Source organism: Sediminihabitans luteus, from assembly GCF_002797595.1.
Taxonomy (GTDB): domain Bacteria; phylum Actinomycetota; class Actinomycetes; order Actinomycetales; family Cellulomonadaceae; genus Paraoerskovia; species Paraoerskovia lutea.
The window spans coordinates 752,550-772,037 of record NZ_PGFE01000002.1; the positions used below are offsets into that span (position 1 = coordinate 752,550).

General features: G+C 74.9%; 15 protein-coding genes. 4 read left to right on the forward strand and 11 right to left on the reverse strand.

Going from position 1 to position 19,488, the window contains the following annotated elements; translation table 11 throughout:
- Positions 1 to 4: 4 nt before the first annotated feature.
- Positions 5 to 916, reverse strand: a complete 912-nt coding sequence (locus tag CLV28_RS09370) for an MBL fold metallo-hydrolase (RefSeq protein WP_100422993.1) — start codon at positions 914 to 916, stop codon at positions 5 to 7.
- 55 nt (positions 917 to 971) lie between these two features.
- Between CLV28_RS09370 and CLV28_RS15520 the strand changes: the two genes are divergently transcribed.
- Positions 972 to 1,136: a hypothetical protein gene (locus CLV28_RS15520; protein WP_157802578.1), complete on the forward strand. Its 165-nt coding sequence runs from the start codon at positions 972 to 974 to the stop codon at positions 1,134 to 1,136.
- A 43-nt stretch (positions 1,137 to 1,179) separates the two neighbouring features.
- On the opposite strand, the gene CLV28_RS09375 is transcribed toward CLV28_RS15520, so the two are convergent.
- From CLV28_RS09375 to CLV28_RS09385, 3 genes are read right to left on the reverse strand one after another with little or no spacing between them, the layout of a single operon-like run.
- Complete coding sequence (locus tag CLV28_RS09375; RefSeq protein ID WP_100422994.1) at positions 1,180 to 4,695, reverse strand: error-prone DNA polymerase; 3,516 nt, start codon at positions 4,693 to 4,695, stop codon at positions 1,180 to 1,182.
- The gene (locus tag CLV28_RS09380; RefSeq protein ID WP_239073342.1) at positions 4,688 to 6,364 is read right to left on the reverse strand and encodes a DNA polymerase Y family protein; all 1,677 of its coding nucleotides are present in this window, start codon (positions 6,362 to 6,364) and stop codon (positions 4,688 to 4,690) included. Before CLV28_RS09380 ends, CLV28_RS09375 begins: the two co-directional genes overlap by 8 nt.
- Positions 6,361 to 7,299 carry a hypothetical protein gene (locus CLV28_RS09385; protein WP_157802579.1) on the reverse strand — a complete coding sequence of 313 codons (939 nt, stop codon included), beginning with the start codon at positions 7,297 to 7,299 and terminating at the stop codon, positions 6,361 to 6,363. Before CLV28_RS09385 ends, CLV28_RS09380 begins: the two co-directional genes overlap by 4 nt.
- A gap of 383 nt (positions 7,300 to 7,682) precedes the next feature.
- Between CLV28_RS09385 and CLV28_RS09395 the strand changes: the two genes are divergently transcribed.
- Genes CLV28_RS09395 through CLV28_RS09405 form a run of 3 tightly spaced genes read left to right on the forward strand, consistent with a single transcriptional unit; the run spans position 7,683 to position 9,591 of the window.
- Positions 7,683 to 8,222, forward strand: a complete 540-nt coding sequence (locus CLV28_RS09395; RefSeq protein WP_100422997.1) for a YbhB/YbcL family Raf kinase inhibitor-like protein — start codon at positions 7,683 to 7,685, stop codon at positions 8,220 to 8,222.
- The gene (locus CLV28_RS09400; protein WP_100422998.1) at positions 8,219 to 8,800 is read left to right on the forward strand and encodes a YbaK/EbsC family protein; all 582 of its coding nucleotides are present in this window, start codon (positions 8,219 to 8,221) and stop codon (positions 8,798 to 8,800) included. Before CLV28_RS09395 ends, CLV28_RS09400 begins: the two co-directional genes overlap by 4 nt.
- Before the next feature lie 59 nt (positions 8,801 to 8,859).
- Positions 8,860 to 9,591, forward strand: coding sequence for a Type 1 glutamine amidotransferase-like domain-containing protein (locus CLV28_RS09405; RefSeq protein WP_100423136.1), 732 nt, complete (start codon positions 8,860 to 8,862; stop codon positions 9,589 to 9,591).
- 6 nt (positions 9,592 to 9,597) lie between these two features.
- On the opposite strand, the gene CLV28_RS09410 is transcribed toward CLV28_RS09405, so the two are convergent.
- From CLV28_RS09410 to CLV28_RS09440, 7 genes are all read right to left on the reverse strand, one after another.
- Complete coding sequence (locus tag CLV28_RS09410) at positions 9,598 to 10,572, reverse strand: siderophore-interacting protein (RefSeq protein WP_100422999.1); 975 nt, start codon at positions 10,570 to 10,572, stop codon at positions 9,598 to 9,600.
- A 74-nt stretch (positions 10,573 to 10,646) separates the two neighbouring features.
- A complete protein-coding gene (locus tag CLV28_RS09415; protein WP_100423000.1) occupies positions 10,647 to 12,743 on the reverse strand; it encodes an iron ABC transporter permease in 2,097 nt (698 codons plus the stop codon).
- Positions 12,740 to 13,729 carry an ABC transporter substrate-binding protein gene (locus CLV28_RS09420; protein ID WP_275405091.1) on the reverse strand — a complete coding sequence of 330 codons (990 nt, stop codon included), beginning with the start codon at positions 13,727 to 13,729 and terminating at the stop codon, positions 12,740 to 12,742. Before CLV28_RS09420 ends, CLV28_RS09415 begins: the two co-directional genes overlap by 4 nt.
- Before the next feature lie 62 nt (positions 13,730 to 13,791).
- The gene (locus CLV28_RS09425; RefSeq protein WP_100423138.1) at positions 13,792 to 14,616 is read right to left on the reverse strand and encodes an ABC transporter ATP-binding protein; all 825 of its coding nucleotides are present in this window, start codon (positions 14,614 to 14,616) and stop codon (positions 13,792 to 13,794) included.
- Between the two features lie 82 nt (positions 14,617 to 14,698).
- Complete coding sequence (locus CLV28_RS09430) at positions 14,699 to 15,577, reverse strand: TrmH family RNA methyltransferase (RefSeq protein ID WP_100423139.1); 879 nt, start codon at positions 15,575 to 15,577, stop codon at positions 14,699 to 14,701.
- A 97-nt stretch (positions 15,578 to 15,674) separates the two neighbouring features.
- Positions 15,675 to 17,696, reverse strand: coding sequence for an ABC transporter ATP-binding protein (locus CLV28_RS09435; RefSeq protein WP_100423001.1), 2,022 nt, complete (start codon positions 17,694 to 17,696; stop codon positions 15,675 to 15,677).
- Positions 17,693 to 19,432: an ABC transporter ATP-binding protein gene (locus CLV28_RS09440; protein ID WP_100423002.1), complete on the reverse strand. Its 1,740-nt coding sequence runs from the start codon at positions 19,430 to 19,432 to the stop codon at positions 17,693 to 17,695. Before CLV28_RS09440 ends, CLV28_RS09435 begins: the two co-directional genes overlap by 4 nt.
- Between the last annotated feature and the right edge of the window lie 56 nt (positions 19,433 to 19,488).

The following is a 19,488-nucleotide window of genomic DNA, read 5'->3' on the forward strand; positions in this document are numbered from 1 at the left end:
CCACTCACCCCGCGAGCACCTCACGGCCCGCCGCGGCGAACACCGCACGCGCGTCGTCCAACCCTTGCGTGAAGTGCGCCCACTGGTCGGCGTGCACCGGCAGCACGTGCACCGCGCCGAGGATCGCCGCCGCGTGAAGGCCACCGGCGGCGTCGAGCGTGAGATCGGCGTCCAGCAGCGGTGACCGTGCCGCCCCCAGGTGCAGGACGGCGACGTCGACCGCACCCAGGCGCGCCCGGATCTCCCGGACGAGCTCGAGCGACGCGTTGTCGCCCGAGACGTACAGCGACACGCCGTCCGGGGCGCGCAGGTGGAACCCGGTGACCGTCCCCGTCGCCCGCTCGCACCCGGGCGGTCCGTGCAGCGCCGGGACGGCGGTCACGACGAGGTCCCCGACCCGGGTCGTCCCCCAGCGGGTGAGCCCCTCGACGCGCGCCGGTCCGGCGACGTCCGCCAGACCCTCCCGGTCCGCAGCGCGACCCGCTGTGCCGTCCCGACCCGCTCTACCGTCGCGACCCGCTCTACCGTCCCGGCCCGGCCTCCAGTCACTGCCCGCCAGCCGGGCCGCCGCCTCGGGCGTCGAGAGCACGCGCGGGACGTCGGCGAGCAGGGCCCGGCCCGACCGGTCGAGGTTGTCGGCGTGCTGGTCGTGCGAGAGCAGCACCGCGTCGACCCGTCCCACCTGCTCCACCGAGAGCGCGGGGCCCGCGGTCTTGACGAGGGAGCGCGACCCCACGGGGTACACGCCGGGCCCGTCGAAGGTCGGGTCGGTGAGCAGACGGACGCCACCCCACTCGATCAGGACCGTCGGCCCGCCGATCGCGGTGAGTCGGGGAATCGCGGCATCCCGGGGAGAGGTCACGGGTGCGGCGGCACGCTGTGCGGTGGGGCTCTGTGCGCTGGCAGGAATCGTCATGGCGTCACCCTCGCGTCCCGCGCCCCTTGGCGGACAGTGGACCAGCATCATCTGGATGAACGGACCGCTCACCGACGGTGGATTCCCAGTCATCCACCTGTCCGTGACCGACGACTACGAGTTCGAGAACGTGCACGCCTGGTGGCGCGAGTGCGTGCAGACCACCGCGCGCCTCGCGGCGCTGAGTGCTGAAGAGAACGGCGTCACCCCGCCGTGGTGACTGACACCCGGCGACGACGGCTCGCCGAACGGCTGCGCCGCGCTCACCGGAAGTCGCGCGAGCTCGTCGCGACCTGCAGAGACAGCGGAGCCAGGTGCTCCGCGACGAGGTTCGTCGCGCCGTCCGCCCGCTCGACCCGGCCGCGCACGACCATGGCCCGCGCCGAGCGCGCGACGGTGCGAAAGCGCCGCCACAGGCCGGGCGAGCAGACCACGTTGAGGATCCCGGTCTCGTCCTCGAGCGACAGGAACGTCACTCCCCCGGCCGTGCCCGGGCGCTGGCGGTGCGTGACGACGCCCGCGACCGCGACCCGGCGCGCCTCCTCGTGCCCGAACACCTCGGCGACCGTGAGCACGCCCGCGCGCACGAGCCCGTCGCGCACGAACTGCGTCGGGTACGACTCGGTCGACACGCCCGTGGCCCAGACGTCGGCGACCGCGGTCTCGACCTCGCTCATGCCGGGCAGCGTCGGCGCGTCGACCCCGACGCTCACGCCCGGCAGCGTGCCCGGGCCCTCCTGCGCGAGCGCCCCCGCCGCCCACAGCGCCTCGCGCCGCCCGACCCCGAGCGGGGCGAGCACGCCCCCGGTCGCGAGCGCCTCGAGCTGGGCCGTGGTCAGGTCGACGCGGCGCGCGAGGTCGCGCAGGTCGGCGAACGGCCGGTCGGGGGCGCCGGGAGCCAGCGGGGCGCCGTCCGCGTCCAGACGCCGGGCCGCGACGATCCGCTCGGCCACCGGCTCCCCGACGCCCCGCACGGTCGCGAGCCCCGTGCGCACCGCGAGCGCCTGGTCGGGCAGGCGCTCGACGCACGCCTGCACGGCCGAGGCGTTGACGTCGGGGCGCAGGGTCTGCACGCCGTGCCGGCGGGCGTCGGCCACGAGCGACTGCGGCGTGTAGAAGCCCATGGGCTGCGCGGCGAGGAGTCCCGCGTAGAACGCGGCCGGGTGGTGCACCTTGAGCCACGCGCTCGCGTACACGAGGAACGCGAACGAGTAGGCGTGCGACTCGGGGAACCCGAAGTCGGCGAACGCCTTGAGCTTGTCGAAGATCTGCTCGCCGACGTCGGGCGTGATGCCGTTGCGGGCCATGCCCTGCATGAGGCGCGCGTGCAGGGCCTCCATGCGCTCGACCGACCGCTTGGACCCCATGGCCCGGCGCAGCTGGTCGGCCTCGGACGGCGTGAAGTCGGCGACGTCGATCGCCATCTGCATGAGCTGCTCCTGGAAGAGCGGCACCCCGAGCGTCTTGGCGAGGGACTTCTCGAGCAGCGGGTGCAGGTAGGTCACGGGTTCGCGGCCCGCGTGCCGGGCGATGTACGGGTGCACCGAGCCGCCCTGGATCGGGCCGGGGCGGATCAGCGCGACCTCGATCACGATGTCGTAGAAGCAGCGCGGCTGCAGGCGCGGCAGGGTCGACATCTGGGCGCGCGACTCGACCTGGAAGACCCCGACCGTGTCGGCCGCGCACAGCAGGTCGTAGACCGCCGGGTCCTCGGGCGGCAGCCCGTGCAGCGTGAGCTCGACGCCCTCGTGCTCGCGCACGGAGGTGAACGCGAGCCGGATCGCGGTGAGCATCCCGAGGCCGAGCAGGTCGAACTTGACGAGCCCCGCGTCGGCGCAGTCCTCCTTGTCCCACTGCAGCACCGTGCGTCCGGGCATGCGCGCCCACTCGACGGGGCACACCTCGATGACCGGCCGGTCGCACAGCACCATGCCGCCCGAGTGGATGCCGAGGTGCCGCGGCAGGCGCAGGAACCGTTCGGCGAGGTCGAGGACGTCGTCGGGGATCTCGCCGTCCTCGGCCGCGGACGCCGGTCGGTGCGCGGGCACGACGTCGTGGCCGTCCGCCGTCGTGACCGGACCTGCCGCCATGACCGGACCCCTGCCGGCCGACGCGTGGCCGGTGTGCGCCCGGTCGGCGCGCCCCCGACGGGCGGCGGCCAGCGGGTCCTCGACCGCGGGCGACGGACCCCACAGGGAGGCGACCTTCTCGTCCTTGACGGCGGTCTTGGAGCGGATGCCCGCGGCCTTGGCGGCGCGGTCGGCCGCGGGCGACGTCGGGTCGGGGCCGCGCAGCGACCCCCACCGCTCGATCGACTTGCTCCACGCGTCCTGCTGGCCGACGTCGTGCCCGAGTGCCCGGGCGGCGTCGCGCACCGCGGACCGCGGCCGGTACGAGATGACGTTCGCGACCTGCGCGGCGTGCGTGCGCCCGAACCGTTCGTAGACGTGCTGGATGACCTCCTCGCGACGCCGGGACTCGATGTCGACGTCGATGTCGGGCGGCCCGTCGCGCTCGGGCGCGAGGAACCGCTCGAACAGGAGTCCGTGCCGCACCGCGTCGACGGCCGTGATGCCGAGCGCGTAGCAGACCGCGGAGTTGGCGGCCGACCCGCGCCCCTGCGCGAGGATCCCCCGCACGCGGCAGAACTCGACGAGGTCGTACACGATGAGGAAGTACCCGGGGAAGTGCAGGTCGGTGATGACGCGCAGCTCGTGGTCGATCTGCGCCCACGCGCCGGGCAGCCGCTCGGCGTCGCGGGGCCCGTAGCGCTCGGTCGCGCCGCGCTCGGTGAGCACGCGCAGCCAGGACGCCTCGTCGTGCCCGTCGGGCACCGGGTAGGGCGGCAGGTCGGGCGCCACGAGCGACAGGTCGAACGCGCACTCGTCGCCGAGCGCGGCCGCGGTCGCCACGGCCTGCGGGTGCCGTCGGTGCCGGGCGAGCATCTCGGTCGCCGAGCGCAGGTGCGCGGTCGGGGCGCCGGGGAGCCAGCCGTCCATGTCGTCGAGCGACGCGCGGGCACGCACCGCCGCGAGCGCCCCGGCGAGGTCGGCGTCGCGGGGCCGGGCGTAGTGCACGTTGCCCGTCGCGACGAGCGGCAGGCGCGCGTCGGCGGCGAGGTCCGCGAGCGCGTCGCACAGGTCGGCGTCGCGCGGGTCGCCGCCGTCGGTGATCTCGACCGCGACGTTGTCGGGTCCGAACGCGTCGACGAGCACGTCGAGCTCGCGGCGTGCCGCGGGCAGGTCGTAGGCGGCCGTCCCCGTACCCGTCGTGCCGGTCAGAGCCTGGCGCACGGCCCCCTTGCGGCAGCCGGTGAGCACGAGCCACTGCCCCGCGGACTGCTCGCCGAGCGTGCCGAGGTCGTAGCGCGCCGCGCCCTTGGTGCCGGTCGCGAGGTGCGCGGTCGCGATCGCGCTCGAGAGGTTGCGGTAGCCCTGGGCGCCGCGCGCGAGCACGAGCAGATGGGTCGCGCGCGGGTCGGGCACGCCCGTGGGCGCGTCGAGCACCGGGCCGGACGCCGTGGGGGCGGGCAGGTGCAGCTCGGCGCCGAACACCGTGGGCAGGTCGACCGCGCGCGCCGCCTGCGCGAACCGTACGACGCCGTACAGGCCGTCGTGGTCGGTGACCGCGAGCGCGCTCAGGCCCAGGCGGGCGGCCTCGGCCGCGAGCTCCTCGGGGTGCGAGGCGCCGTCGAGGAAGCTGAACGCCGAGTGGGCGTGGAGCTCGGCGTACCGGGGTCGCCCGGCGGTCGGTCTCCCGGTCGTGGACGTCTCAGTCATAGATCGCCTCGACCGCCCAGGAGCCCCGGGTCGCCGCGAGCAGCAGCCCCGTGCCGTCGTCGAGCACGACCTGCAGGTGCACGCGCCGCCGCGGGGCAGCCGTCCACCAGCGCTCGGCGACCGGCCAGGGGCCCGCCCACCCGCGGACGGCGCCCGGCCGGGCGCCGTCCGCCCGGTGGACCGTGGCGGGCGGGGCGCTCATGCCGAGCCGGGAGCCGACGACGACGGGCCGGCCGGCGGCGTCGAGCACCGTGACGTCCTCGGGCTCGGTCAGGACGCTCGCCGGGGCGGGGCTGGGCAGGGCGCCGGGCCACGGCAGCGCCGGGTCCCGCGCGGGGGGCGCGGACTCCCCGAACGGCACGAGGTGCACGCGGTCGCGCGGGTCGCGGCCGCCCTGGAGCTGCACGCTGAGCACCGCGTCGCCGCCCAGGATGCCCTGGACGCGCCCGAGCGCGCGCCGCGCGCGGTGGTCCTCGCCGCTCGAGGTGCCCCACAGCCGGGGCTGCTGGGCACCGGCGGGCGTGAGCTCCTCGGCCGCGATGCCGAGCGCGACGAGGTTCCCGGTGCGGGCACCGACCTGGAGCGAGGCCGCGGTGAGCCAGCCCTCGAGCTGCCAGCGCACGCGCTCGGTGATGCGGGCGGGCGTGAGGCCGCCCATCGCGTCGTCGCCGCAGCGCCACACCCGGTCGAGGTCGTCGCCGGCCTCGGTGCGGGCCGTGATGCGCAGCCGCCCGGCCGAGAGCGACCGGCGCACGAGCTGGTCGTGGAGGTCCTCGGCGAGCCTGCGCGCGGCGAACGTCGCGACGTCGACCCGCTCGGCGGGCGGGTCGAGCTCGGTGAAGACCTCGACGTCGGGCTCGAGCCGTCGGCGCGCGGGCGGGCGCAGGTCGGCGCCCGTCGCGAGCCGGTGCGCCCACGCGCCGAGCGCGCCGAACCGGGCGTGCACGCTCTCGGGCGGGAGCGCCGCGAGCGCACCCAGGCTGCGCACGCCGAGCCGCCCGAGCAGGTCGACGAGGTCGCCCACCGCACGGCGCTCGGCCGCGTCGCCCGCGACGGCGTGCACGAGCTCGCCCACGGGGTGGCCCGCGAGGTAGGCGGGCGACCCGCCCGGGGCGACCACGCGGTCGCCCCGGGCCGCCAGCACGGCCGCGAGGATCCCGTCGGCGACGCCGACCTGCGCCTCGTCGCCCGTGCGCTCGACGACCCGGGCGACGAGCGCCTCGGCGAGCGCGGTCTCCGAGCCGTGGTAGCGCGCAGGCCCTCCCGCGGGCAGGAGCAGCAGCCCCGGGCGCGCGATCTCGACGCCCGCGACGACGCTCTCCGCCGCCGCGGCCACCGGCTCGAACTCGCGGGCGTCGCGGGCCTCGTCGAGCGCGAGCAGCGCGACCTCGGGGCAGCACTCCTGCGCGCGACGTCGGCGCATGCCCCGGCGCACGCCCTGCGAGCGCGCGGTCGCCGAGGCCGCGACCACCTGGTGGCCGTCGAGGATCACCGCGGGCGTGTGCGCGGGGACGTCCGCGACGCGCATCGCGGCGAGGACGGGCCAGTCGGGCACCCAGAGCACGGCGGTGCGCGTGGGCGCGACCGGGCGTGTGGGTGCGCTCCGGGCCGGGGACCCGCTCGGGCTCGTCGACATGCTCGGGCCCGTCGACCCGATCGACGGCGTCATCCGACCCTCCGCAGGACGGGCGGGGCCGGGCCGCGCGTGGGCGGGTCGGCGAGGAGCGAGCCGGCGGCAGCCTGCGCGCCCCCGACCGTCCCGGGCGCGCGCCCGGGCGCGAGGGGACGCAGCGGCAGCGTGACCTCGAAGCGGCGCGGACGCGCGGCGCCCGCCCTCCCGGCACGCTCGACCGGGAGGGTCCGGCTGCGCAACCACCCCGCCCCGTGGTCGACGCCGGCCCAGGTGCTCGCGCCGGCCGTGAGCACGACGTGCGCCCCGGGCCACGGCTGCGCTGCCACGAGCACGCTCCCCCGCTCGCGCGCCCGGCCCAGGAGCCGACGGCGGTCGGCGTCGTCGAGCGCGGCCTCGGGGCCGACGACCACGACGTCCACGCCGTCGAGCAGCGCGCCGACCGCGGCGGCGGCGTCCGGTCCGGGCGCCGGGACGAGGGCGGTGCGCTCGAGGTCGATCCCGGCGTCGACCGCCGCGACCATCCCGACGCGCGCGTGCCCGACCATGGTCGTCCACGCCCCGGCGCGGGACGCCTCGGCGACGAGCGCGAGCAGCAGGGCCGTCGAGCCCTGCACCACGAGCACGGTGCCCCGCTGGACCGCACCCTGCGGCAGAAGGTCGGCGAGGTCGGGGTGCACGGGCCAGAAGCGCGCGGACGCCTCGACGGGCTCCTGGTGCGTGCCCTCGCGCGCCGCGGTCGCGATCTCCGGCCGCAGCACCGTGGGGGCGAGCGGTCGGACACCGACGCGGCCCGGGGTGCGCACGCCGGTGCGCAGCTCGGCCGCGGCGAGCGCGGCCCGGGCGGCGCTCGCCCGATCAGGAACCGGGCGATCAACGGCAGGACGATCAGGAACCGGGCGATCAGTGGCAGGACGATCGAGCGCGCCCCGCTCTTCCGGGAGACCTGCACGCGGCTCGACGACGACGCTCATCTCGCCTCCCAGCAGATCGTGCGTTGCCGGTGGTGACCGGTCGAACGGTGACTGTTCGAACGCATGTTCGAACAGTTCAAGTACACGCCTCCGCGCGCGCCGTGTCAACCGGGCGACGACCCCGCCGCAGCCGCACGATCCTGCGGCTGCGGCAACCCTCAAGGACACATCCAGACATATCGCCGCACCTCAGGCTCCACCTGAGGATGAGGGTTCTCGCACCGCTGACACAGCCCTGCGAGAGGCCCACGTCCCCGCCCGGACACCCGCCCGGACACGCCGGCCGTACACCGGTCGGCACGCCGCTCGGCACGCTCCCACCCACCCGGCCACGCGTCGTCCGCGGCCGTGCGGGAGGGCCCGCGATGACACACGATGCTGTGATGAACCTCCAGGACCGCCCCCAGGCACCCGATCCCTACGCCCAGCTGCCCGCCGTCCCCGGATTCACGCTCACGAGCGACGACCTGGCCGCCGGCGCCCCGATCGACGAGGCCTTCGTCGCCGACGGCGGCGACCGCTCCCCCGCGCTCGCGTGGTCGGGCCACCCCGCCGGAACACGCTCGTTCGTCGTGAGCTGCTTCGACCCGGACGCCCCGACGCCCGCCGGGTTCTGGCACTGGACCGTCGTCGACGTCCCGGCCGACGTGACCTCGCTGCCCGCGGGCGCGGGCGCACCCGACGGCTCCGGCCTGCCGGACGGCGCGTTCCACGTCCGCCACGACGGCGGCGGCACCGGGTACACGGGCATGGCACCGCCGCCCGGCGACCGGCCGCACCGCTACGTCTTCGCGGTGCACGCGCTCGACGTCGAGAGCCTCGGGCTGGACGCCGACGCACCGCCGACCAAGGTCGCGTTCACGGCGCTGTTCCGCACGATCGGGCGCGCGACCCTGACGGGCACGTACGAGATCCCCGCATGAGCGGGCACGACCTGCCGCGCCTCGGATCCCTCGCGTGGGAGCCCGCCCTCGACCGCCCCGACCTGCTCGCCGCCCCCGTGCTCGCGGCGCTGACCGCGTGGGCGGAGCAGGACGAGCGGGTCCGCACCCAGGTCGCGGTCGCGCCGATCGACCCCGACCACGCCGACACCGCGACGCTCAACGCCGTGCACGGCCTGCCGACCGAGGCGTCCGCGAACTGCGTCGTGGTCGCCGGCCGGCGCGGCGACGACGAGCGGGTCGCGGCCGTGGTCGTGCGCGCGACCACGCGCGCCGACGTCAACACCCGGGTGCGCCGCCTGCTCGACGTGCGCAAGGCGTCGTTCCTCGCGCACGAGCGCGCGGTCGCGGAGTCGGGCATGGAGCACGGCGGTATCACGCCGCTCGGCGTGCCCGCCGGGTGGCGGGTGCTCGCAGACGCGCGGGTCGCGGAGCCGGGGACGCTCGCGCTGATCGGCTCGGGCGTGCGGCGGTCCAAGCTGCTGCTGCCGGGCGACCTGCTCGCGGCCGCCCCCGGGGTCGAGGTCGTCGAGGACCTCGCGACCGCGATCGACGCGTGACGACGCGTGACGACGCGACCGCAGCACCTCGGGACCACGACGTCCGCTATCGTCCCCGCATGACGACGCGCACCGGGACCTTCCTGACCCTCGGCGGCGGCGGGTTCTCGATGCCCGACGTCGCGGGCGACCGTGGTCCGCTCCTGGACGACTTCCTGCTGTCCCTGGCGCGCACGGACGACCCGCGCGTGTGCTTCGTCGGCACCGCGAGCGGCGACGCGGCGGTCTACGCCGAGCGCTTCCTGGCCGCGTTCGAGGGCCGTGCGCAGGCACGGGTGCTGTCGCTGTTCGGGAGCGGCCCCGAGGGGTCGATCACGGTCGACCGCCTCAAGGAGGTGCTCGAGCAGGACGTCGTGTACGTCGGCGGCGGCTCGACCGCGAACCTGCTCGCACTCTGGCGGCTGCACGGCCTCGACACGCTCCTGGCGCGGGCGGCCGCGCGCGGCACGATCATGGCGGGCATCTCGGCGGGGATGAACTGCTGGTACGAGGGCTCGTCGACCGACTCGTTCGGGCCGCTCGCCGCGCTGCCCGACGGCCTCGGGCTGCTGCCCGGCTCGGCGTGCCCGCACTACCTCGGCGAGGCCGACCGGCGCGCCGGCTACCGGGCGATGGTCGCGGGCGGCGCCCTCGGCGACGGGTACGCGGCCGACGACGGCGTGGCGCTGCTGTGGCGCGACGGCGAGCTCGTCGAGGCGGTGAGCGAGCGGCCCGACGGGCAGGCGTTCCGGGTCGTGCGCGAGGGCGACGGCGCGGTCGAGACGCCGATCGCGGTGCGGTTCCTCGGCTGACCGGGGTCAGTTCTCGGCGCGACCCTCGCGCCAGTAGCCCATGAACGCGACGGCCCGGCGGTCGACGCCGAGCTCGCTCACGAGGTAGCGGCGCAGGGTCTTGATGACGCCGGCCTCGCCCGCGAGCCACGCGTAGAGCACGGTGTCCTGCACGAGCGGGGCGCCGTGCTCGTCGACGGGCACCTCCCACAGGATGCCCTCGTCGACGTCGACGTCCTCGAGCGCCTCGGGCTCCGCGAGCTCGGCCTGCGAGCGCCGCACGCCCATCGCGAGGAGCCGGTCGGCGGCGTCGCGCACCGCGGGCACGAGGTGCGCGCCGTGCGCCGCGCCGTCGCGGGGCAGCCAGGTGACGCGGACGCCGGCGGGCACGTCGAACGTCCAGGTGTCGTCGGCCGTGGGGACCTCCATGAAGATCTCGCCGACCGCGTCGTCGTCGAGCGACTCGCAGATCGACGTGATCGCGGGCACCGCGGTCTCGTCGCCCGCCAGCAGCAGCGCGTGGCTGCACGCGGGCGGGGTGAACTCGAGGCCGCCGTGCACGCCCTGGTGACGGGCGTTGGGGCCGAGGATCACGAGCGGGGTGCCGGGCCCGGCGGACATCGCCCAGCGCGAGGCGGGGCCGAGGTCGCCGTGCAGGACGACGTCGACGTCGACCTCCTTGCGGTCGTGCCGCACCGCGCGCACGGTGTAGGTGCGCAGCGGGTTGCGACGCTCCTCGGGCTGCGCGCGCCACGCGGCGAACCACTCGGCGCTGCGGTCGAGGTGCACGTACCCGCCGTCGGGCGCGGGGAGCACGAACTTGATGCGCTGGTCGCGGCCGTTGTCGGCGAACTCGTCGAGGTCGTCGCCCGTGAAGGTCACGCGCACGAACGAGGCGCACAGCCGGGTGATCCGCGAGACGGTCACGTCGAACATCCGGTAGGGCTGGTCGGTGACCTGTGCCGTGTCCTCGAGGGGTGCGGCCTGCGCGACGTCCGTCATGTCGGTAAGCCTAACCTCACCCCCGCGGACGACGGAAGGTTGCCCGAGCACATGTCGCCCGGATCACACCGGCGTCAGGCGCGTCGGTCGCGCCACAGGAGCCACACGAAGTACGGCGCGCCGACGACGGCCGTGACGAGTCCCGCGGGCAGCTGCACGGGCGCGAACGCGGTGCGCCCGATCGTGTCGGCGACGCTCACGAGCAGCGCGCCCAGGAGCATCGCGACGGGCAGCACGCGCACGTGCCGGGCCCCCACGAGCGCGCGGGCCGCGTGCGGGGCGACGAGGCCGACGAACCCGATCACGCCCACGGCGCTCACGGCCGCGGCCGTGAGCAGCGCCGAGACGGTCAGCAGCACGAGGCGGCTGCGGCCGACGGCCACGCCCAGCACGCGCGGGGTGTCCTCGTCGAGCGCGAGCACGTCGAGGTCCCGCCGCAGGTGCACGGCCACGGGCGTGAGCACGACGAGCGCGACCAGCACGGGCACGACCTGCGCCATGGAGCGCCCGTAGGTCGATCCCGAGAGCCAGGTGAGGGCGAGGTTGGTGTCCCACGGCGAGACCACGAGCACGAGCAGCGACGTGGCCGCCCCCGCGGCTGCGGCGACACCCACGCCCACGAGCACGAGCCGGTCCGTGCCGAGCCCCCCGCGCGCGGCGAGCCCGTACACGAGCGCGAAGGTCGCGAGCGCACCGACGACCGCGGCGAGCGCTACGGGACCCGCAGCGGCGCCGGGCACGAGCACGACGACCGCGACCGCACCGAGGCCCGCCCCCGCGGAGACCCCGAGCAGCCCGGGCTCGGCGAGCGGGTTGCGGCACACGCCCTGGACCACGGCGCCTGCGAGCGCCAGCGCGGCGCCGGCGAGCAGGGCGACGAGCACGCGCGGCACGCGCTGGTCGAGCACGAACCCGACCTGGCGACCCGCGGTCCCGGCGAGCCAGTTCGCGACGTCGCCGAGCAGCACGAGGCGGTCGCCGAGCAGGAGCCCGGCCACGAGCGCGACGACCACGAGCACCGAGAGCACCACGAGCACGACGACGGCACGCGCGCGGCTGCGGGGGCGCCCCCGCACGCCGTTCGCGGCACCGCCCGAGTCGCGCAGCCGCAGCGCGAGCCAGACCATGAGCGCCGCACCGACGAGCGTCGTCACGACGCCCGTGGGCACGGTGATCGAGGCCTTGACGGGCAGCACGAGGCGCAGCGCGACGTCCGCCGCGAGGACCACGAGCATGCCGCACAGCGCGGCGAACGGGACGAGCAGCGCGTGCCGCCCGAGGCCGCGCACGCGGCGGGCGACGAGGCGGGCGATCACGGGTGCGGCGAGGCCGACGAACCCGAGCGGCCCGGCCACGGTCACGGCGACGGCGGCGAGCAGCACCGCCGTCAGGACGCCGAGGGTCCGGGTGCTGCGCACGTCGACGCCGAGCACGCGCGCGGCGTCGTCGCCGAGCGCGAGGAGGTCGAGACGGCGCGCGAGCAGCAGCGCGCCGAGCAGGCCGAGCACGACCACGGGCAGCGCGAGGGTCACGCCCCGCGTGCCGGACTGCACGATCGTGCCGTTGCCCCACGCGAACAGGCCCCGCGTCTCCTCCTGGAAGAGCACCAGGAGGGTCGTGGTGAGCGCGTTGAGGGCGAGCGCGATGGCGGAGCCTGCGAGCACGAGGCGCGCGGGCCCGTCGGCACCGCCGCGCGCGAGCAGCAGCACGAGCAGCGCGGCGAGCAGGCCGCCCGCGAACGCGATGGTGCCCTGCAGGTAGAACGGGACCGCGAGCCCGACCACGGCGACCGTCGTGACGGCGGTGTAGGCGCCCGCGTTGACCGCGAGCGTGTCGGGCGAGGCGAGCGGGTTGCGCGAGATCGCCTGGAGCACGAGCCCGCTCACGCCGAGCGCGGCGCCCACGAGGAGCCCGGCGAGCAGGCGCGGCAGCCGCGAGTCGAGCAGCACCGCGGTCGCGGTGTCACCGTGCCCGACGAGTGCGCCGAGCAGGTCCCCGACGCCGAGCTCGGCCGTGCCCTGGAGCAGGTCGGCCAGGCAGAGCACCGCGAGCACGACGAGCCCGAGGACGAACGCGAGCACGACGGGCCCGCGAGCCGCCGACCGTGCGGTCGACGGCCCGGGGGTGAGCGCGCCGCGCGTCGCGGTGGCGCCCGGCGCGCTCGGGGTCATGCCGTGAGGGCGTCGACGAGCGCGTCGACGTACGCCTCGGCGGACAGCGGCCCGCCGAACATCCAGATGCCGTCCGGGACGCGGTGCACGTCGCCCGCCTGGACGAACGCGAGGGAGTTCCAGACCTTGTTGTCGGCCAGGCCGACCGCGAACGGGTCGCCGCCGTCGCCGTCGCTCGCGGCGTAGACGAACGTGACGTCACCCAGCGCCGTCAGACCCTCGACGTCGGTCTGCGCGAGCCCGTAGTCGGGGTCGCCCTCGCCCTCCCAGCCGTTCTCGAGGCCGAGCTCGGCGCCGATCGCGCCGAGGAACGACCCGGCGGTGTACATGCGCACCGAGACGGTCCCGTTGGTCATCCAGCCGTCCGCCATGGTGAACGTCGCGCCGTCCTTGCCGGCCTCCGCGAGCGCGGCCTTGCCGTCGGCGATCGCGGTGTCGAAGTCCGCGAGGAGCTCCTCGCCGGCGGTCTGCGTGCCGGTCACCTCGGCGAGCGTCGTGACGGTGGTGCGCATGTAGCCGAGCGGGTCGGTGCCGTCGGACCCGCGCAGCGTGAGCACAGGCGCGAACTCCTCGATCTGCGCGATGACGTTCTCGGGCAGGTCGGTCGTGGTGACGACGAGGTCGGGCTCGAGCGCGGAGATCGCGTCGAGGCTGGGCTCGCCGCGCGTGCCGACGTCGGGCGTCGCGGCGTCGAGCGGCGCGGACGTGTCCCACGTGTTGTAGCCCGCGACGTCGGCCGCGCCGACGGGCTCGACGCCGAGCGCGAGGAGGTTCTCGGTCAGGCCCCACTCGAGCGAGACGACCGCGGTCGCGGGGGCGTCGAGCTCGACGCCGTCACGCTCGTCGGTCACGCTCACCGGGCCGGCGGACGCGGTCGACGCGGTGTCGTCCGCGGCCTCCTCGGTCGTGCCGCACGCGGCGAGGGTCAGGGCGAGCGCGGTCGCGGACAGTGCCGCGGCGACGCGCATCGGGCGCAGGGGTGCCATGGTGTTCCTTCGGTCAGGGGTGGGACAGGGTCGTGGGGGCGACGCGCGCGTCGCCCGTGAGGTCAGACGCCGACGCGTGCGCGGCGGCTGTGGCGCCCGACGGCGCGCGTGCGCAGCACGCCGTCGGCGAGGGTCTCGACCTCGATCGGGATCTGGTACGTCGCGGTGAGCGTCTCGGCGGTCATGACCTCGCTCGCGGTGCCGGACGCGACGACCGCGCCGCGTCCGAGCAGCACGACGTGGTCGGCGACGGCCGCGGCCTGGTCGAGGTCGTGCAGGACGACGCCGACGGCGACGTCGTGCTCGTCCGCGAGGTCGCGCACGAGGTCGAGGACCTCGACCTGGTAGCGCAGGTCGAGGTGGTTGGTGGGCTCGTCGAGCAGGAGCACGCCCGTGTCCTGCGCGAGGCAGGTCGCGAACCACACGCGCTGCAGCTCGCCGCCCGAGAGCTCGTCGACGCCGCGCTCGGCCATCGGGGCGACGCCCGTGACGGTCATGGCGTGCTCGACGAGCCGGGCGCCGTCCGGGTCCCCGCCGCGGAACCGGCCGCGGTACGGGTGCCGGCCGTAGCCGACGACGTCGCGCACGCTCACCCCGCCCGGGGTGGGGCGGCTCTGCGAGAGCAGGGTCACGCGCCGGGCGAACTCCTTGGCGCCGAGCGCGAGCGCGTCGCTGCCGTCCTCGAGCCGCACCTGACCCGCGTCGGGCTGGTGCAGGCGGGCGACCGAGCGCAGGAGCGTCGACTTGCCGCTGCCGTTGGGCCCGATGAGTGCGGTGACCGCACCGGGGACCAGGCGGATCGACGCGCCGTCGACCACGGTGCGGCCGTCGTACGAGGCGCTCAGGTCGGTGCCGACGAGTCGGGCCGGGGCAGGTGTCGTGCTCACGACGGCCACACTAACCCCGCACCCATAGGCTTGCCTAACCTTAGGAAGGCTTACCTTTGGTGAACTGCGTCACCCGGGCGTGTCACGCCACCGTGCCGCTCGGCCCCGGCGCCACGCGCGTCGCCCAGAACGCGACCGCGGACGCCGCCGCCACGTTGAGCGAGTCCACGTCCCCCGCCATCGGGATCATGACGGTCGTGTCGCACGCGGCGATCGCCGCCGCGGACATCCCGTGCCCCTCGGTCCCCAGGACCAGGGCGAGGCGCTCGGGCGGGTCCGCCTCGACGTCCGCCAACGACACCGCGTCCTCGTCGAGCGCGAGCGCCGCGACCGTGAACCCGGCCTCGCGCAGGTCGTCGAGGCCGCCGGGCCACGACTCGAGGCGCGTCCACGGCACCTGGAACACCGTGCCCATCGACACCCGCACCGAGCGCCGGTACAGCGGGTCGGAGCAGCGCGGCGACACGAGCACGGCGTCGACGCCGAGCGCCGCCGCGGACCGGAAGATCGCACCGACGTTGGTGTGGTCCACGATGTCCTCGAGCACCGCGACCCGGCGCGCGCCCCGGCCTCCGCGCGCCGAGCGCAGCAGCTCGTGGACGTCGGGCAGGGGCGGGCGGTGCATCGCCGCGAGCGCCCCGCGGTGCAGGTTGAACCCGGTGATCGACTCGAGCACGTCGGGCTCGGCGACGAACACGGGCACGGGTTCGCCGTCGTCCCCCGGGCCGAGCGCCGTGATGATCGGCGCGAGGTCGACGAGCCACTTCTCGGCCATGAGGAACGAGCGCGGCCGGTGCCCGGCCGCGACCGCACGCTCGACCACGGTCGAGCTCTCGGCGATGTAGAGGCCCTTCTCGGGCTCGTGCCGCGAGCGCAGGCGCACGTCCGTGAGGTTCGTGTAGTCCGCGATGCGGGGGTCCGCGGGGTCGGTGACGCGTACGAGGCCGGGCAGGTCGGTCAGCGGTGTCGTGCCGCCTGCGACGGACTCGCGGGCGGCACGCTTGCTCAGGTCGGGTCGGGGCACGGCACGATTGTCCCGCAGGCCCCGACCCGCCCGCTCACTCCTCCTCGGCCGTGGCGACGGCCGAGGCGAACTGGCTCGCGTAGAGCCGCGCGTACGCGCCGTCCGCCGCGAGCAGGTCGTCGTGCGAGCCCTGCTCGACGATCGACCCCGACTCCATGACGAGGATCACGTCCGCGTCGCGGATGGTCGAGAGCCGGTGCGCGATGACGAACGACGTGCGGCCCGAGCGCAGCGCGTTCATGGCCTGCTGCACGAGCACCTCGGTGCGCGTGTCGACCGAGCTCGTCGCCTCGTCGAGGATCAGGATCGCCGGGTCGGCGAGGAACGCGCGCGCGATCGTCAGGAGCTGCTTCTCCCCCGCGCTCACGCTCGACCCCTCGTCGTCGATCGTGGTCGCGTAGCCGTCGGGCAGGGTGCGCACGAACGAGTCGACGTGCGTCGCGGTCGTCGCGGCGAGGAACGCCTCGGCGTCGACGTCCGCGCCGTCGCGCACCCCGTAGCGCAGGTTGTCCTCGATCGTGCCGCCGAACAGCCAGGTGTCCTGCAGCACCATGCCGATGCCCGAGCGCAGCTCGTCGCGGGTCATGGTGCGCGTGTCGACGCCGTCCAGGGTGATCCGCCCCGAGTCGACGTCGTAGAACCGCATCACGAGGTTGACGAGCGTCGTCTTGCCGGCGCCCGTGGGCCCGACGATCGCGACCGTCTGGCCGGGCTCGACCACGAGGTCGAGGTGCTCGATGAGCGGCGCGTCGGGGTCGTACGAGAACGACACGTCCTCGAACGCGACCCGACCGCGCACGGGCCGCACCGCGCTGCCCGCGGCCGGCTCCGGCGTCTGCTCGGGGGCGTCGAGCAGGCCGAAGACCCGCTCGGCCGAGGCGACGCCCGACTGCAGGAGGTTCATCATCGACGCGATCTGCGTGATGGGCTGCGTGAACTGGCGCGAGTACTGGATGAAGGCCTGCACGTCGCCCAGGCTCATCGTGCCCGAGGCGACCTTGAGCCCGCCGACCACGGCCACGATCACGTAGTTGAGGTTGGCGACGAAGCCCATCGCGGGCTGGATGCTGCCCGAGATCGCCTGCGCCTTGAAGCTCGCCTCGTACAGCGCGGCGTTCTCACGGTCGAAGTCCTCGAGCGCGGTCGCCTGGTGGCCGTAGACCTTGACGAGCGTGTGGCCCGTGAACATCTCCTCGACGTGCCCGTTGAGTCGACCGGTCGCGGCCCACTGCTGCACGAACTGCGGCTTGGAGCGCTTGGCGATCATCATCGTGATGACGACCGACAGCGGGATCGTCACGAGCGCGATGACGGCGAGCAGGGGCGATATCCAGAACATCATGCCGAGCACGCCGACCACCGTCAGCACCGCGGTCACGAGCTGCGAGAGCGTCTGCTGCATGGTCTGCGACACGTTGTCGATGTCGTTCGTCACGCGCGAGAGGATCTCGCCGCGCTGGTTGCGGTCGAAGTACGACAGCGGCAGCGAGTTGAGCTTGGCCTCGGCCTCGGCACGCAGGTCGCGTGCGGTGCGCTGCACGACGACGGCGGTCAGCCGGCCCTGGATCCACCCGAACAGGAACGAGCCGAGGTAGATCAGCACGACCCACGCGAGGATCGTGCCCAGCGCCCCGAAGTCGACGCCCTGGCCGGGAACGAGGTCCATGCCCGCGACCATGTCGGCGAGGTCGCCGTCGCCCGAGGCCCGCATCTGCTCGACCACGGCGTTCTGGGAGGCGCCCGCGGGCATCTGCGCGCTGATCACGCCTTCGAAGATCACGTTGGTCGCGTTGCCGAGCATCTTGGGGCCGGTCACCGCGAGCGCGACCGAGGCGACCGCGAGCACCATGACGACCGCGATGCGCAGCCGCTCGGGACGCAGCCGTGCCGCGAAGCGCTTGAGCGAGCCGCCGAAGTCCATGGCCTTCTCGCCGGGCATGCCCATGCCACCCATGGGTCCGCCGCCGCCGGGGCCGCGTCGGGCGGGCGGGGGCGTGGGTGCGGCGGCACCCTTCTCGGCCGCGGGCTGCGGCGGCGTGGTCTGCGACTCGCTCATGCTGCAGCCTCCTCGGCCGAGAGCTGGGAGTAGACGATCTCCTGGTAGGTCTCGTTGGTCTCGAGCAGCTCGGCGTGCGTGCCGGTGCCGACCACGCGCCCGCCGTCGAGCACCACGATCACGTCGGCGTGCCGGATCGTCGCGACGCGCTGCGCGACGATGATGACGGTCGACTCGCGCGTGCGGGGCGCGAGCGCGGCGCGCAGGCGCGCGTCCGTGGCGTAGTCGAGCGCCGAGAACGAGTCGTCGAACAGGTAGATGCGCGGGTCCCGGACCACGGCGCGGGCGATCGCGAGCCGCTGGCGCTGACCGCCCGAGAAGTTCGTCCCGCCCTGCGCGACGGGCGCGTCGAGACCCGCCTCGAGCGACTCGACGAAGTCCTTGGCCTGCGCGACCTCGAGCGCCGACCACATGTCGGCCTCGGTCGCGTGCGGGTTGCCGTAGCGCAGGTTGTCCGCGATCGTCCCCGAGAACAGGAACGCCTTCTGCGGCACGAGGCCGATGAGCGAGCCCAGGTCGGCGCCCGCGAGCTCGCGCACGTCGATCCCGTCGACGAGCACCGCGCCCCCGGTCGCGTCGAACAGCCGGGGCACGAGGTTCAGGAGCGTCGTCTTGCCCGAGCCCGTCGAGCCGATGATGGCCGTGGTGCGTCCGGGCTCGGCGACGAGGTCGACCTCGTGCAGCACGGGCTCCTCGGCACCGGGGTAGCCGAACGTCGCGCCCACGAGCTCGACGCGACCGGTCGGGCGCTCGGGCAGCGGGGTCGGGCGCTCCGGCTCGACGACGCTCGACTCGGTGTCGAGCACCTCGCCGATGCGCTCGGCCGAGACCGCGGCCCGCGGCACCATGACGAACATCATGGTCGACATCATCACGGCCATGAGGATGTACATGATGTAGCTCAGGAACGCGGTGAGCTCGCCGATCTGCAGCTGGCCCTGGTCGATCTGGCGCCCGCCGAACCACATGACCGCGACGGTCGAGAGGTTCATGACGCACATGACGACGGGGAACATCAGCGCCATGAGCTTGCCGGCGCGCAGCGAGGTGTCGTACAGGCGCTCGTTGGCCTCGGCGAACCGCTCCTCCTCGTGCCGCTCGCGCACGAACGCGCGGATCACCCGGATGCCCGTGATCTGCTCGCGCATGACCTGGTTGATCCGGTCGATGCGCTTCTGCATGGTCCGGAAGTACGGCACCATGCGCGAGACGATGAGCCCCACGACCACGACCAGCACGGGGACGACCACGACCAGCAGGAGCGAGAGCTGCGCGTTCTCCTGCAGGGCCATGATGACGCCGCCGACCAGCATGATCGGCGCCATGACCATGATCGTGAAGCCGAGCAGCACGACCATCTGGACCTGCTGCACGTCGTTGGTCGAGCGAGTGATGAGCGACGGCGCCCCGAACTGGTTGACCTCGCGCGCCGAGAACGTCTGCACCTGGGCGAAGAACCCGCGGCGCACGTCCCGACCGAACGACATCGCGGTGCGCGCCCCGAAGTACACCGCGACCACGGCGCACACGACCTGCCCGAGGCTGATCAGGAGCATCCAGCCGCCCGTGCGCAGGATGTACGCGGTGTCGCCCGTCGAGACGCCCTGGTCGATGATGTCGGCGTTGAGGCTCGGCAGGTAGAGCGTCGCCATGGTCTGCACGAGCTGGAGCACGAGCACCGCGACGATGGCGGTGCGGTAGGGCCGCAGGTACTCCCTGAGCATCCGGATGAGCATCGAGCCTCCGTCGGTTCCGGGACGCCCGGTGCCGGACGCCGCCCTGCGCGGCCCGC